The organism is Streptomyces sp. NPDC044719 (assembly GCF_056433405.1).
The window spans coordinates 1195215-1210189 of the sequence record NZ_JBWKHE010000001.1 but is presented as its reverse complement, the minus strand read 5'-3'; the positions used below and the strand labels follow the sequence as shown (position 1 = coordinate 1210189).

Below are 14975 nucleotides of genomic sequence, written 5' to 3'. Positions count from 1 at the left end.
GGGTGAATGCGACCCGGTGGTCGATGGCGGCACCCGGCGGGGAACATGCGAAAGCCGCCGGGTGCGGATGCGACCCGGCGGCTTCGTGAAAAGCAGCGGCGGGTCAGCCGGCTACTCGTACGGCGAGCGCGTCGCCGATCTCCGTGGTGGAGCGGGCGGGCTTGCCCGTGCGCTCCGACAGGTCGGCGGCGACCGCCTCGTCGATACGGTCGGCCTCGGCCTCGTGGCCGAGGTGGCGCAGGAGCAGGGCGACGGACAGCACCGTGGCGGTCGGGTCGGCCTTGCCCTGGCCGGCGATGTCAGGGGCCGAGCCGTGCACGGGCTCGAACATCGACGGGAAGTCTCCGGACGGGTTGATGTTGCCGGAGGCCGCCACGCCGATGCCGCCGGAGACGGCCGCGGCGAGGTCGGTGACGATGTCGCCGAAGAGGTTGTCCGTGACGATGACGTCGAAGCGCTCGGGCTGCGTGACGAGGTAGATCGTCGCCGCGTCCACGTGCATGTACTCGGTGGTGACCTCGGGGAACTCCTCGGCCACCTTGTTGAAGATGTTCGTCCACAGGTGACCCGCGAAGGTCAGCACGTTGTTCTTGTGGATCAGCGCCAGCTTCTTGCGCGGGCGGGCCTGGGCACGGGCGAAGGCGTCCCGGACCACGCGCTCGACACCGTAGGCCGTGTTCACGGAGACCTCGGTGGCGACCTCGTGCTCGGTGCCCTTGCGGATCGTGCCGCCGTTGCCGGTGTACGGGCCCTCGGTGCCCTCGCGGACCACGACGAAGTCGATCTCCGGCTCGCCGGCCAGCGGGGTGGCGACACCCGGGAGCAGCTTCGACGGGCGCAGATTGACGTGGTGGTCGAAGGCGAAGCGGAGCTTGAGCAGGAAGCCGCGCTCCAGGACGCCGGACGGCACGCTCGGGTCGCCGATCGCGCCGAGCAGGATGGCGTCGTGCTTCTTCAGGGCGTCGAGGTCGGCGTCGGTGAGGGCCTCACCGGTGGCGTGGTAGCGCCGGGCGCCGAAGTCGTACTCCTTGGTCTCCAGCTTCACATCCTGCGGAAGGACGGCGGAGAGGACCTTCAGCCCTTCGGTCACGACCTCCTGGCCGATTCCGTCACCGGGGATCACTGCGAGATTGATGCTGCGAGACATGCGGGCACCCTACTCCTCGTCCCATGGGATGACACACGGTGTCCGCGATACGGACACGTCGCCCCTCGTTCACCCGTATGTCAGACCGGTGTTGGGCCTTGCTGGGAAATTGACCCACATGGAGACTCCCGACTTCGGCATTCCCAGGCGGCTCGCGGACCGGATGAGCATGGCGGAACAGCACGAGTATCTGCGGACGCGCCTGTCGCGGCGGCGCACGCTGGTGACGGCAGGCGCGGTGGCGAGCGGGCTGCTCACCGGCTGCTCGGGCTCCGGCTCCGGGGGCGCCACGGCGACCAGGGACCCGTCACCGAGCACGTCCAAGGCGCCCGGCTCCTTCATCACCCCCTTCGGCCGCCATCTCGCCTTCGGCGCCGACCCGAAGACCCAGATGCGGATCTCCTGGCAGGTGCCGCTCGCGGTGAAGAAGCCGTACATCCGGGTCGGCACGCGCCCCGACGACCTCGGCCGCAAGGTGGAGGCGGAACTGCGGGATCTGCACACCCCGGAGCTGAAGGGCGCACGGGCGGCGGTCGACCAGTTCTACCTGCACGCGGCACTGGACGGCCTGCGCCCGGACACGACGTACTACTACGGCGTGGGCCACGAGGGCTTCGACCCCGCCTCCCCCGACCACCGGTCCACCATCACCTCCTTCCGCACGGCACCCGCGAGTCCGCCGGAGCGGTTCGTGTTCACCGCGTTCGGCGACCAGGGCGTCGGCGAGGAGGCGGCCCTCAACGACCGTCTGCTGCTGCGCCAGAGCCCCGCCTTCCATCTGCACGCCGGCGACATCTGCTACGCCGACCCGACCGGCAAGGGCAAGGAGTCGGACGTCTTCGACGCCGGGCAGTGGGACCGGTTCCTCAAGCAGACCGAGCCGGTCGCCAGGTCGGTGCCGTGGATGGTGACGACCGGCAACCACGACATGGAGGCCTGGTACTCGCCGGACGGCTACGGCGGACAGCTCGCCCGCTTCTCCCTCCCGGACAGCGGCTTCGACGCGCGTACGGCACCGGGCGTGTACGCCTTCACCTACGGCAACGTCGGCGTGGTCGCGCTGGACGCGAACGACGTGTCGTACGAGATCCCCGCCAACTTCGGCTACACGGAGGGCAGGCAGACGAGGTGGCTGGACAAGAAGCTCGGAGAGCTGCGGGCCGCGAAGGGCGTCGACTTCATCGTCGTCTACTTCCACCACTGCGCGTACTCGACGTCCACGCACGCCTCCGACGGCGGGGTGCGCGCCGAGTGGCTGCCGCTGTTCGCCCAGCACGAGGTGGACCTGGTGATCAACGGGCACAACCACGTCTACGAGCGGACCGACGCGATCAAGAACGGCGAGGTGGGCAGGCCGGTGCCGGTCGGCGGAACGACGGACCCCAGGCGGGACGGGATCGTGTACGTCACCGCGGGCGGCGGCGGCAAGGAGCTGTACGGCTTCCCCGACGGCGTGAAGGAGAGCTATGAGGGGAACACCGCCGACCATGACTCGGTCGCCACGTTCCGGTGGACCAAGTCCCAGGACACGAAGGCGGAGGCGGTGGAATGGTCGCGGGTGCGCTACCGCGGGTTCTCGTTCCTCTCCGTGGAGGCGGAGAGCGGTGCCGCGCCGAAGCTGAAGGTGTCGGCGCTGGCGTCGAGCGGGGAGCGGATCGACCACTTCGAGGTGCGACGCGGGGCGTGAGGCCCCGCGTCGCGCCCCGTCGGGCGGCTCCCGGTCCGGAGGCGGCTCAGTGGCCGGTGGATCCGCCGTTGTCCCTGCGGTCGAGGGCGCGCTGGAGCGCGGCGGCGGCGTTCTTGCGGTCGGACTCGCTCGAACGGGAGGCGTGACGGACTCGGCGGCGGACGGTCGTCTCGGCCATGGGAAATCGACTCCTTCGACAGCACGGAGTGCACGGGGGGTTTCGAGACGCCGGATGGGGCGGGGAGCGACGGCCGCAGGGGTTGCCTGCACGGGGCCCGGCTCACGACCGCCATTCGCTTGGTCGAGCGAGACGTTCGGCTCCTACAAAAGTAAGGGAGGCCGGAGCGTCTGTCTCCACAATTACTCGGACTTCCTACTATCTGAGACGGTGGACTAGGTCACACCGCGCCGACCTGCACCGCTTCTCAGAGCACGTCGCCGTCGCGCCAGTCGAAGACGAGTTCATGCCCGGGGCCGAGGGGACCGGCGAGGGCCGGCCGGACGTAGGTGCTGTCCTCCTCCTCCGGCAGGCGGACGATGCCGTCCCGGGGGCTGAGGGCGTGTACCTCCCCGCCCCACAGCTGCCAGCCGCGGGAGGTGTAGAGCCGGGCGCCGTCGTCACTGGCGGACAGGGCGCCGAAGTCGTAGGCGCGCTCGACGACGCGCTCGAGCTCGCCCATGACCAGCCCGCCGAGGCCGCCGCGACGGGCGTCGGCACGGACGGCGACGTTCTCGACGTACCCGACGCGCAGCCACCGTCCGCGGTGCCGCACCCGGCGCATCACGACCGCCCCGTGCGCGGCGAGCCCGGAGTCGTCGTGCACGAGGGCGTGCATGCCGCCGAGGCCGTGGTCCCAGTCCTCGTCGCCGAAGTCGCCGTCGAAGGCGGCGTCCAGCAGGCCGCGCACGGCGTCGAGTTCATCGGGGGTCAGATCGGCGGTGTGGGCGGTGCGCACTCGGGTGGTCATCGGACCAGTCTTTCCCCCGGACATGCCGACGGGCCAGGTCTTTTCGACCTGGCCCGTCGGTGCGCCGCGAGGTGTCAGCCCATGTGCGGGTACGTGTAGTCCGTCGGCGGGACCAGCGTCTCCTTGATGGCGCGGGTCAGGGTCCAGCGCATCAGGTTCTGCGGGGCGCCGGCCTTGTCGTTGGTGCCGGAGGCACGGCCGCCGCCGAAGGGCTGCTGGCCGACGACGGCACCGGTCGACTTGTCGTTGATGTAGAAGTTGCCGGCCGCGTAGCGGAGCTTGTCGGCCGTGTAGGCCGCCGCCGCGCGGTCGTTCGCGATGACCGAGCCGGTCAGGGCGTAGTCGGAGACGGACTCCATCTGGGTCAGCATCTCGTCGTACTTGTCGTCCTCATAGACGTGCACGGCGATGATCGGGCCGAAGTACTCGGTGCGGAAGACCTCGTTCTCCGGGTCGCTGCACTCGATGACCGTCGGGCGGACGAAATAGCCCTCGGAGTCGTCGTAGGTGCCGCCCGCGACGATCGTGCAGGAGGCGTCCTGCTTGGCACGGTCGATGGCGGCCTTGTTCTTGGCGAAGGCACGCTCGTCGATGACGGCGCCGATGAAGTTCGACAGGTCGGTGACGTCACCCATCTTGATGCCGTCGACCTCGGCGGCCAGCTCCTCCTTGAAACCGGAGTTCCAGATCGAGGCGGGGATGTACGCCCGGGAGGTGGCGCTGCACTTCTGGCCCTGGAACTCGAAGGCACCACGGGTGAACGCCGTCTTCAGGATCGCCGGGTCGGCCGAGGGGTGGGCGACGAGGAAGTCCTTGCCGCCGGTCTCGCCGACGAGGCGCGGGTAGGTGCGGTACTTCTCGATGTTGTTGCCGACCGTCTTCCACAGGTACTGGAAGGTGGGGGTCGAGCCGGTGAAGTGGATGCCGGCGAGGTCGCGGTGCTCCAGGGCGACCTTGGAGACCTCGATGCCGTCGCCGGTGACGAGGTTGATGACGCCCTTGGGCAGACCGGCCTCCTCGAGGAGCTGCATGAGCAGCACGGCGGCGTGGGTCTGCGTCGGGGACGGCTTCCAGACGACGACGTTGCCCATCAGGGCGGGGGCCGTCGGGAGGTTGCCCGCGATGGCGGTGAAGTTGAAGGGCGTGACCGCGTAGACGAAGCCCTCCAGCGGGCGGTGGTCCAGACGGTTCCACACGCCCGGGGAGTTGGCCGGGGGCTGCTCGGCCAGCAGGTTGCGGGCGTAGGAGACGTTGAAGCGCCAGAAGTCGATCAGTTCACAGGGCGTGTCGATCTCGGCCTGCTGGGCGGTCTTGGACTGGCCGAGCATGGTCGAGGCGGCGAGCGTCTCGCGCCAGGGGCCGGACAGCAGCTCGGCGGCGCGCAGGATGATCGCCGCGCGGTCGTCGAAGGACATCGCACGCCAGGCGGGAGCGGCGGCCAGGGCCGCGTCGATGGCGTCCTGGGCGTCCGCCTGCGTGGCGTTGCGGTAGGTGCCGAGCACGGCCTTGTGGTTGTGCGGCTGGACGACCTGGAAGGCCTCGCCGCCGCCCATCCGCTTCTCGCCGCCGATGGTGCAGGGCAGGTCGACGGGGTTGTCGGCCAGCTCCTTCAGCTTGGCCTCCAGCCGGGCCCGCTCGGGCGAGCCGGGGGCGTAGCCGTGCACCGGCTCGTTGACGGGGGTGGGGACCTGGGTCACAGCGTCCATGTTTTCCCTAACTCCTTACTGAGCGGTGGTTCGGTCTCAGCCTTGAAGGCTGTCAGCCCTTGGTGAGCATCGATCGTGCGAAGAACCGCAGGTTGGCCGGTTTCTCGGCGAGCCGGCGCATGAAGTAGCCGTACCAGTCGGTGCCGTAGGCGGTGTAGACGCGCATGCGGTGGCCCTCGGCGGCGAGGCGCGACTGCTCGTCGCCGCGGATGCCGTAGAGCATCTGGAACTCGTACTCGTCCAGCTTGCGCCCGGCGCGATGGGCGAGCTCCTGGCCGATCGCGATCAGGCGCGGGTCGTGGGACCCGATCATCGGGTACCCCGTCCCCTCCATCAACGTACCGAGAATCCGTACGTACGCCCGATCGATCTCGTGCCTGTCCTGGTACGCGACCGAGGCGGGCTCCTTGTACGCGCCCTTGACCAGGCGTACCCGGCTGCCGTTCGCGGCGAGGCGGCGGGCGTCGGCCTCGGTGCGGAAGAGGTAGGCCTGGATGACGCAGCCGGTTTGCGGGAAGTCCTTCCGCAGCTCCTCGTGGATGGCGAACATCGAGTCGAGGGTGGTGTGGTCCTCGGCGTCCAGAGTGACCGTGGTGCCGATCTCGGCGGCGGCCTCGACGACCGGGCGGACGTTCTTCAGGGCCAGCTCGTGGCCGTCTTCCAGCGCCTGCCCGAACATCGACAGCTTCACCGACATCTCGGCGCGGGTGCCGAGCTCCAGTGGCTTGAGGCGGTCGATCAGTTCCAGGTAGGCGTCCCGGGCGGCGGCGGCCTGCGCGGGGTTGGTGATGTCCTCGCCGACGACGTCCATCGTCAGCTCCAGACCCCGGTCGGCGAGGTCCCGGACCACCGGGACGATGTCGTCGACGCCTTCGCCCGGGATGAAGCGGTCGACGACCTGCTTGGTCACCGGGGCCGCCGAGATCAGGCGTCGCATCCGGTCGCTGCGAGACGCGGCGAGAATCACGGGACCCAGCACGGGGCACCTCCAGAGCACAACCAACGGATGGCCGGACCCCGGGCGGATGACGCTTCGGGTACGGCGCGGAGAACCACCGTGAAACCTAAGGATCCCTTCGATCGTCGGCCATCGACAGCTGTCACGCATTCGTGCCGCAGATCTCAGACAGATGTATGAAGGGTCGTGGGCGGTGGGAGACAATGCCCGCATGACGTCGGAACACCGGGGGGACTACGAGGAGCTGGTCGACGAGATCTCGGAGCTGCTCGGCGCGCCCGCGACGCTGGAGAACCGGGACTTCGAGCTGATCACCTTCGGGGCGTACGACAGCGAGGGCGACCTCGATCCGTCGGCCCTGGATCCGGTGCGCACCCGTTCGATCCTCACCCGCCGTTCGACCGCGGCCGTCCGGGCGTGGTTCGAAGGCTTCGGCATCACGCGCGCGACCGGCCCGGTGCGTATCCCGCCGACGCCGGAGGCGGGGGTCAACCGGGGACGGATCTGCCTCCCCGTCCGCCACCGGGGCGTGGTCCACGGCTATGTCTGGCTCCTGGACGACGATCCCGGCCCGAGCGAAGGCCGGCTCTCCGCCGCCATGGAGGTCACGACCCGGATCGGCGCGCTGCTCGCGGACGAGGCCCAGCACGGTGCCGACCTGAGCCGAGAGCTGCGAGCCGTCCTCACCGCGGAACGCGACTGGCAGCGCGACATGGCCATAGCGGAACTCCGCACCGCCCTCGGCTCCCGCGCCGACGGTCTGCACACGGTGATCTGCGTGGCCCCCTGGCCGTCGGCCGACCCCGACGACGCCCCCTCGGTCCGTACGATGCCGGGCGCGACAGCCCTGTGCACGCTGCCGTGGGGGGCGTCGGCCCAGTGCGTGGCCCTGCTGATCCGTCTGCGCTCGACAGACGTACTGACTCCGGCGACCACCGCGGCGGCGCGACTGCTGGAACGGGTGGGCGGCAGCGCTTCCTCCGCCGGAGCCGGGGCCGGGGCCGGGCAAGCGGGCACCTCCGCCCACGGACCTGCCGGCCCCGCCGCCGGCCTGGCCACCCCCCGCTCCGGTCTCGCGGAGCTGGGTACCGCCTGGTGGGAAGCGTCCGCCGCGGCTCGGGCGGCGCTGGCCGAGGCCCGGCTGGGGCCGGTCGCGCAATGGTCGCAGATCGGGCCGTTCCGGCTGCTCACCGCGCTGCCGCCGGACCTGGCCCACGACCCCGCCGTACACGCCCTGCTCTTTCCGGTGCACCGGGAACTCGCCCGTACCGCCGAGATCTACCTCGACCGCGCCGGCCAGGCCGCCCGGGCCGCCGCCGAGCTGGGCATCCATCGTCAGACCCTGTACTACCGCCTGTCCCGCATCGAGAAGCTGACCGGCCTGGACCTGGACGACGGCGAGGACCGGCTGCTGCTGCACATGGCGCTGAAAGGGGCTCGGCTCGCACACGGCGACGCCATGGGGCCGCCCAGGTGAGACCCGTCGCCCGATCGGGCGGTGCTCAGCACGGACCCGTGTCGTCCGGCGCCTCGCGCGGTCACGGTTCTCCTGGTGTGCCATCGGCTGGGAGGAGTGCACGTGCGGAACCGACGCGCCTGGTCTGCGACGCGAACGGCGGTGGCGGGGCTGGCCTGCGGGGCCCTCGCGCTCGCGCTGCCGTGTGCTCAGGCGAGTGCCGGGCCCGGCCGTGCCGCGCGAGCGGTGTCCGGGACCGAGCACGACGGCCGGGGCGATCGGAACGCCGCAGTCGTCGTCGAGTGGATGCGCACGGCGGATGCCACCATCAAGGCCGAGGCCCACCCGTCCCCGCCCGAGCTGTTCATCCTGGAGGCGTACGTCTCCACCGCCGTCTACAACGCCGTCGTCGGCGTCGAGGGCCGCTTCGCCCCGTACAAGTGGGACGGGCGGGCGCCTCGCACGGCCTCGTCCGAGGCGGCTGCCGCCTCGGCCGCGCACCAGGTGCTGCGCCATCATTTCCCCGGCGCCTCCGCCCGGTTGGACGCCGCCCTGACCGGCTCCCTCACGAAGATCCCCGACGGCAGGGCCGAGGACGAGGGCGTCGCGTTCGGCAAGCGCGCCGCCGCCCGCATCATCGACCTCCGCCAAGGTGACGGTCGCGGCGCGTCCGTGCCGTTCCCCGCGCACCCGCGGCCCGGTGTCTGGCGTCCCACTCCCCCCGGACACGAGCCCTTCACCACTGCCTGGGTCGGCAGGGTCCGGCCGCTGCTGCTGGACTCCCCGCACCAGTTCCGCCCCGGCCCGCCGCCGGCGCTCCGCTCGGCCCGGTACGCGAAGGACCTCGACGAACTGGCGCACTACGGAGGACGGACCGGCTCACGCCGGACCCCGGAACAGACGGACACCGCGCTCTTCTTCGCCGCCCCGGACCTGCAGGCGGCCCTGGGCGACCACGCCACCCGGCACGGGCTGGACATCGCCGAGACGGCGCGCCTGTACGCGGCGGCCAACACGTCCCAGGCGGACGCGGTCATCACCGCCTGGGACGCCAAACTCCACTACGGCACCTGGCGGCCGGTCACCGCCATCCGCGAAGCGGACACGGACGGCAACCCGGCGACCCGGCCGAACCCGCACTGGGAGCCGCTGCTCGTCACCCCGTCACATCCCGACTACCTGAGTGGCCACGCCACGATGGGCGGCGCGCTGATGCGCATGCTGAGCGGGATCCTCGGCACCTCCCGCGTCGACCTGCACATCCCTTCGACGAGCACCGGCACGTCGCGCCACTACCGCTATGCCCACGAGTACGAACGGGACGTCGTCGACGCCCGGGTCTGGGGCGGTATCCACACCCGGACGGCGGACGTGGTGGGCAGCGCCACCGGCCGGCACCTCGCGGCCTGGGCGCTGCGGAAGTACTTCCGTCCGCTGCCCTGACCTCTGACGCCCTGACATCGACACAGAACACACTTCTGAAAACGATAATCATCATGCTACGGTCGTGGCGCATTCAACCATTGACCCTGTCTTGACCATGCCTTGACCGAGGTGTTCCGTGCGCGTCCCCGCCCGTCTCGCCCCCCTCACCGCCGTCGCCGCGGCTTCCGCCCTGCTCACCGGCTGCTTCACCGGCACCCAGCAGGCCACGGACGACTCCGGGCCCGGAGGCAAACGCATACGCGTCGCCATGCTCCAGCCACCCCGCTCCGGCCTCTCCCCGCTCTCCGACGACGCGTTCAAACTGTCGCGCTGGTCGACCGCCGAGACACTCGTGAAGCTGGACGCGAAGGGCGACGCCCGGCCCGCGCTCGCCACCGAGTGGCAGCAGTCCGGGAAGAGCTGGACGTTCACCCTCCGCCAGGGCGTCACCTTCCACGACGGCACGAGACTCACCCCCGAAGCCGTCGTCCGTGCCCTCACCAAGGCCGCCACCGCCTCCCCCAAGCCCCGCATCCTCGACGGCGTGGACCTCACCGCGAAGGCGGACGGCGACAAGGTCACCGTCACCACCGCCACCGAGGACCCCCTGGTCCCGCAGCGCCTCAGCTCCCCGCAGCTGGCGATCCTGGCGGCGAAGGCCTATCGGGGGAAGACGGTCGACCCCGTCGGCGCGGGCACCGGGCCCTTCGAGCTGACGAAGGTCGACGGCACCTCCTCCGCCACCCTCGACCGCTACGACGGTTACTGGGGCGGGAAGGCCGAATCCCCCGGCATCGACGTGAAGTTCGTCCCGGACGGCACCGCCCGCGCGGCGGCGCTGCGCAGCGGCGAGGCCGACATCGTCGAGGCGATCCCGGTCTCGCAGGCCGCCGTCCTCGACCAGGACCTGGTCACCGAGGTCCCGATGCCGCGCACCAACACCCTCTACCTCAACACGGAGAAGGGCGCCTTCGAGGATCCCGCGATCCGGGCGGCGGCCCGGGAGGCGATCGACGCCGAGTCGATCGTGAAGGGTGTGTACGAGGGCCGTGCCGATGTCGCCGAGGGCCTGCTCGGGCCCGCGCTCCCCTGGGCCGCCGAACTGCGCACACCCGTCAAGCGCGCCAAGGCCGGCGACCCGGCCGGCGAGACCGTCACCATCGGCACGTACACCGACCGTTCCGAGATGCCCGAGGTCGCCGCCGCGCTGCAACAGCAGCTCCAGAAGGCCGGGTTCAAGGTGAAGCTGGACGTGCGCGAGTACGCCAACATCGAGTCCGACGCGCTCGCGGGCCGCTTCGACGCCTTCGTCCTCTCCCGCGCCACCGTCCTCGACTCCGGCGACCCGGCCGCCTACCTCTACAGCGACTTCGCCTCCAAGGGCACCTTCAACCTCTCGCACTTCGCGGACCCCCAGGCCGACAAGGCACTGCAGAAGGCCACCGACACCCGGGTCGGCGACGCCCGCCGCAAGGCCGTCGTCGAGGCCGAGGCCGCCGTCCTGGCAGCGGACGCGGCCGTTCCGATGCTCCACGAGCGCGTGATCCAGGGCGACGCCGCCGGGGTCGTGAACGCCGCGCACGACCCGCGCGAGCGCGAGCTCGTGACCGCGGACACCTACGTCAAGTGAGGTCCCTCGCGAAGAACACGGCCGGATTGACCCGCTGTGTCGGCCTCCTCGCCGTCCTGGCCGTCGTCGGCCTGCTGCCCTGGCTCTCCCGCCGCGACCCGGCGCTCACCGTGCTGCGCGCCCGGTCGGCCGAGCAGGAGGCGACCGAGGAGGCCCTGGCCGCGATCCGCCGGGACCTCGGCCTGGACGCCGGCCCGCTGTCGCTGCTCGGGCAGTGGGCCGCCGACCTGCTCCACGGCGACTTCGGCACCTCCTGGGTGTCGGGGCACGACGTCCTGCCCTCCGTGCTCGCAGGGCTCCAGGTGTCGCTGGGGCTGATGGGCGCGGCGCTCGGCGTGGCGGTGCTGCTGGCCGCCGCGCTGGTGACGCCGGTGCTGGTGCGCGGGCGCGGCTCGGCCGGGGCGTTCGCCGCGATGCTGGCCGCCCTTCCCGAGTTCCTGCTGGCCACCGTCGTGCTGCTGGTCTTCGGCGTGTGGCTGCGATGGCTGCCCACGTCCGGCTGGCAGAGCGCCGAGTACCTGGTGCTGCCCGCGCTCGCCCTCGGCGTCCCGGCGGGCGGGCTGCTCGGGCGGCTGGTGGCGGACGCGCTGCCCGCCGTGCTCGACGAGCGGTGGGCGGAGCTGTGGCGGGGCGCCGGGGTGAGCCGGGCCCGGATCGCGGGGGCGGCGCTGCGGCGCGTCCTGCCGCCACTGGTCCCGCAGTTCGGGATGGTCGCCGTCGGCCTGACCGGCGGCGCGGTGGCCGTGGAGACGGTGTTCGCGGTGCCGGGCATCGGCCGCACGGCCCTCGGCGCGGCCCGGTCGCAGGACCTTCCGCTGCTGCAGGGCTCGGTCCTCGCGCTGCTGCTGCTCGGACTGGTCGCGGGCGCGGTGGCGGCGGGCGTACGGCGCCGGCTGCTGGGGCCCGCGCTGCGGGACGCCGGGCTGACGCTGCCGCCGGCCCGCCCGGTCCGCGCGCACCCGGCGGTCCCGGTGGTACTGGCCGCCGTCCTGCTGCTCACCATCGGCTGGGGCCTGCTGCGCGACCCGTACGCCGTGGACACGACCGTCCGGCTCGCCGCGCCCTCCCGGGCGCATCCGCTCGGCACCGACGGTCTGGGCCGCGATGTGCTCGCCCGGCTCGGTCACGGTGCCGCCTCGACGGTCGGCACGGCGACGGCGGTCTGTCTGCTGGGCCTGCTGATCGCGCTCGTGCTGGGCTTCGCGCCGGGGGTCGCGGCGGGCGCCTCGGACATCGCCAACGCGCTGCCCCCGGTGATCGTCGGCATCCTGGTCGCGGCGGCCGCCGGGCCCGGCACCGGCGGGGCGGCCCTGGCGGTCGCGCTGATCTCCTGGCCTGCCCTGTCCGCGCACGCGGCGGCCCTGGTGCAGGAGGTGCGGGCGTCGGCGTTCCTCACCGCCCAACGGGCCATCGGGGCGAGCCCGTTCTGGATCCTCACCCGGCATGTCCTGCCGTCCGTGGCCGCCCCGGTCGCCCGTCATGCCCTGCTGCGGCTGCCGGGCATCGCTCTGGCCCTTGCCTCCCTCGGCTTCCTGGGCCTGGGCGCCCAGCCGCCCGCCCCCGAGTGGGGCCTGCTGCTGGAGGAGTCCCGGGCCTATGTGGAACGCGCCCCGTGGGCGGCCCTCGCCCCGGCGGCGGCCCTGGCCCTGCTGGCGGGCCTCGCGGTGTCGGGCGCGGCACTCACCCAGGGCCGGAGCGTACGGCGAGCCGGCCCGGCCGCGGTCAAGGCCGAGAAGAAGGAGGCCCCCGTTGGAGTCTGAGCCACTGCTGTCGGTGCGCGAGCTGCGGATCGCCTTCGACGGGGTCGAGGCCGTGCGCGGCCTGTCCTTCGACGTGCTGCCGCGTGAAGTCCTGGCGATCGTGGGCGAGTCGGGGGCGGGCAAGTCCCTCACGGCCCGCGCGCTCCTCGGCATGCCGCCACACGGCGCGACCACCAGCGGGACGATCACCCCGGACCTCTCGGCCCACCGCGGCCGCCGTATCTCCCTCGTCCCGCAGGACGCACTGTCCGCCCTCTCCCCCGTACACCCGGTCGGCGACCAACTCGCGGCCGCCGTACGGTCGGTGGCCGGAGCCTCCCGCAAGGAGGCCCGGGCCCGGGCGGTCGCGGCCCTGGACCGGGTCGGCATCCCGGACGCGGCACGCAGGGCGCGGGCGTATCCGCACGAGTACTCCGGCGGCATGCGGCAACGTGCCGTGATCGCCATGGCCACGATCAACGAACCCGGCCTCGTGGTCGCCGACGAGCCCACCACCGCCCTCGACGAGGAGCGCCGCGACCAGGTGCTGCGGCTGCTCGCCGAGCAGCGGGAGGCGGTCGGCGCCGCGCTGGTCCTGGTCACCCACGACATGGACGCCGTGGCGGGCCACGCGGACCGGATGCTGGTCATGTACGCCGGGCGCCTCACCGAACTCGGCCCCGCGGACGAGGTGCTGGCCCGCCCCCGCGCCCCCTACACGGCAGGCCTCCTGGCGTCCCTCCCGCAGCACGCTCCCCCGGGCCGCCGGCTCCCCGCCCTGCGCGGCACCCCGCCGGCCCCGGGCACGCTCCCGCCGGGCTGCGCCTTCGCCCCGCGCTGCCCGCTCGCCACGGACCCCTGCCACACGGCGGAACCCGAGCCCCGGCAGGCGGCCGGACGCCTGGTCGCCTGCCATCGCTGGGAGGAACTCCCGCACCCCGCCACGGAGCTGTTCATGAAGGAGGGACAGCCGGCATGACCGATCCCCTGCTCGACGTCCGCGACCTGGTAGTCCGCTACGGACCGGTCACCGCCGTGGACGGCGTCTCCTTCTCCCTGGCCGCCGGCGAGACACTCGCCCTGAACGGCCCGTCCGGCTGCGGCAAGTCCTCCACGGCCCTGGCGGTGCTCCGGCTGCGCCGCCCGGCGAGCGGGGAAGTCCGTTTCGAGGGACGGGATTTGACGTCCCTACCGGAACGCGAACTGCGTCCGCTGCGCCCCCGTATGCAGCCCGTCTTCCAGGACCCGTACGGCTCGCTGAGCCCCCGCCACCGCATCCGGGACGCCATCGCCGAACCGCTGAAGGTCCAGGGCCGCTGGCATCCGGCCGACGGCCCCGCCCGCGTCGCCGAACTCCTCGACCGAGTCGGTCTCGACCCCGCCTACGGCGACCGCCGGCCACACGAGCTCTCCGGCGGCCAGTGCCAGCGCGCCGGCATCGCCCGCGCCCTGGCCTGCGATCCACGCCTGCTGGTCCTGGACGAGCCGGTGTCGTCGCTCGACCCGTCGGTGCGGGCGGGCGTGCTGAACCTGCTCGCCGACCTCCAGGACGACCTGGGCCTCGGCTACCTGTTCATCTGCCACGACCGGGCGGTCGTACGGCACTTCGCGGACCGGGTGATCGAGATGCGCGAGGGACGCGTCACGTCCGGTCAGCGGCCGTGATCACCTGGCGCAGCCCTTCGGTGAGCGCCTCGGCGTCGGGCGCGCGCTCGGGGTCGAAGTTCCACTGTGCGATGAGCCCCGTCATCAGCGTCGTGTAGAACCTGCCGAGCGTGTCCAGGGTCTTGTCCGGGATGTCCTCTTCACGGACACCCATGAAGAGCGCGACCAGGGCACGCTCGGCATCCCGCTGCTGTTTCGCCAGGTGGTCACGCACCACGGGCAGCTGGTCACCCATGGCCACGATCTCCATGCTGAGGCGCCACATCGAACCGGGCCCCCGCATGGTCCCGATGATGTTGGACCACACCTCCTGGAACCGCTCCAGCGAGCCGGGCTCAGCTTCGCTCGCCCCGGGCTCCTCCCCGTCGAAGGCGTCGGAGAGCTCACCGACCAGCGACAGGTACGCCTCCGCGAGCAGCGCGTCCTTCGAGCCGTAGTGGTAACCGATCGACGCCAGGTTGGTCCCCGACTCCTTGACGATGTCGCGCGCGGTCGTGCGCACGAACCCCTTCGCCAGCAGGCAGCGCTTGGCGCCCTCGAGCAGATCCTCACGGTGTCCCATGACACGTCACACTACCCCGGAATCCATACGCC

Annotated in this window: 13 protein-coding genes; 7 read left to right on the top strand and 6 right to left on the bottom strand. The window is 72.0% G+C overall.

Annotated elements, in window-relative coordinates; translation table 11 throughout:
• Nucleotides 1-103: 103 nt before the first annotated feature.
• Nucleotides 104-1147, bottom strand: a complete 1044-nt coding sequence (locus tag AC07DF_RS05630) for a 3-isopropylmalate dehydrogenase (protein ID WP_478967184.1) — start codon at nucleotides 1145-1147, stop codon at nucleotides 104-106.
• 118 nt (nucleotides 1148-1265) lie between these two features.
• Here AC07DF_RS05630 and AC07DF_RS05625 point away from each other — a divergent pair, with 118 nt between their 5' ends.
• Nucleotides 1266-2834, top strand: coding sequence for a purple acid phosphatase family protein (locus AC07DF_RS05625; RefSeq protein WP_478967182.1), 1569 nt, complete (start codon nucleotides 1266-1268; stop codon nucleotides 2832-2834).
• Between the two features lie 46 nt (nucleotides 2835-2880).
• On the opposite strand, the gene AC07DF_RS05620 is transcribed toward AC07DF_RS05625, so the two are convergent.
• From AC07DF_RS05620 to AC07DF_RS05605, 4 genes are all read right to left on the bottom strand, one after another.
• Nucleotides 2881-3012 carry a hypothetical protein gene (locus tag AC07DF_RS05620; protein WP_478967180.1) on the bottom strand — a complete coding sequence of 44 codons (132 nt, stop codon included), beginning with the start codon at nucleotides 3010-3012 and terminating at the stop codon, nucleotides 2881-2883.
• 247 nt (nucleotides 3013-3259) lie between these two features.
• Complete coding sequence (locus tag AC07DF_RS05615; protein WP_478967178.1) at nucleotides 3260-3802, bottom strand: GNAT family N-acetyltransferase; 543 nt, start codon at nucleotides 3800-3802, stop codon at nucleotides 3260-3262.
• A 74-nt stretch (nucleotides 3803-3876) separates the two neighbouring features.
• Nucleotides 3877-5508: an L-glutamate gamma-semialdehyde dehydrogenase gene (gene pruA, locus AC07DF_RS05610; RefSeq protein ID WP_478967176.1), complete on the bottom strand. Its 1632-nt coding sequence runs from the start codon at nucleotides 5506-5508 to the stop codon at nucleotides 3877-3879.
• A gap of 52 nt (nucleotides 5509-5560) precedes the next feature.
• Nucleotides 5561-6487, bottom strand: a complete 927-nt coding sequence (locus AC07DF_RS05605; protein ID WP_382497041.1) for a proline dehydrogenase family protein — start codon at nucleotides 6485-6487, stop codon at nucleotides 5561-5563.
• A gap of 190 nt (nucleotides 6488-6677) precedes the next feature.
• Here AC07DF_RS05605 and AC07DF_RS05600 point away from each other — a divergent pair, with 190 nt between their 5' ends.
• The 6 genes from AC07DF_RS05600 (at nucleotide 6678) to AC07DF_RS05575 (ending at nucleotide 14381) form a co-directional block, all read left to right on the top strand.
• Nucleotides 6678-7943 carry a PucR family transcriptional regulator gene (locus AC07DF_RS05600; protein WP_478967173.1) on the top strand — a complete coding sequence of 422 codons (1266 nt, stop codon included), beginning with the start codon at nucleotides 6678-6680 and terminating at the stop codon, nucleotides 7941-7943.
• A gap of 102 nt (nucleotides 7944-8045) precedes the next feature.
• A complete protein-coding gene (locus AC07DF_RS05595) occupies nucleotides 8046-9365 on the top strand; it encodes a vanadium-dependent haloperoxidase (protein WP_478967171.1) in 1320 nt (439 codons plus the stop codon).
• 118 nt (nucleotides 9366-9483) lie between these two features.
• The gene (locus tag AC07DF_RS05590) at nucleotides 9484-10977 is read left to right on the top strand and encodes an ABC transporter substrate-binding protein (protein ID WP_478967169.1); all 1494 of its coding nucleotides are present in this window, start codon (nucleotides 9484-9486) and stop codon (nucleotides 10975-10977) included.
• Nucleotides 10974-12737 carry an ABC transporter permease subunit gene (locus tag AC07DF_RS05585; RefSeq protein ID WP_478967167.1) on the top strand — a complete coding sequence of 588 codons (1764 nt, stop codon included), beginning with the start codon at nucleotides 10974-10976 and terminating at the stop codon, nucleotides 12735-12737. The genes AC07DF_RS05590 and AC07DF_RS05585 overlap by 4 nt, the downstream gene beginning before the upstream one ends.
• The gene (locus tag AC07DF_RS05580) at nucleotides 12727-13695 is read left to right on the top strand and encodes an ABC transporter ATP-binding protein (RefSeq protein WP_478967165.1); all 969 of its coding nucleotides are present in this window, start codon (nucleotides 12727-12729) and stop codon (nucleotides 13693-13695) included. The genes AC07DF_RS05585 and AC07DF_RS05580 overlap by 11 nt, the downstream gene beginning before the upstream one ends.
• A complete protein-coding gene (locus tag AC07DF_RS05575) occupies nucleotides 13692-14381 on the top strand; it encodes an ATP-binding cassette domain-containing protein (RefSeq protein WP_478967163.1) in 690 nt (229 codons plus the stop codon). The genes AC07DF_RS05580 and AC07DF_RS05575 overlap by 4 nt, the downstream gene beginning before the upstream one ends.
• Here AC07DF_RS05575 and AC07DF_RS05570 read toward each other — a convergent pair.
• On the bottom strand, nucleotides 14359-14943 hold the full coding sequence (locus tag AC07DF_RS05570) for a TetR/AcrR family transcriptional regulator (protein WP_478967161.1): 585 nt from the start codon (nucleotides 14941-14943) through the stop codon (nucleotides 14359-14361). The two genes, AC07DF_RS05575 and AC07DF_RS05570, sit on opposite strands and share 23 nt — an antisense overlap.
• Nucleotides 14944-14975: the final 32 nt, after the last annotated feature.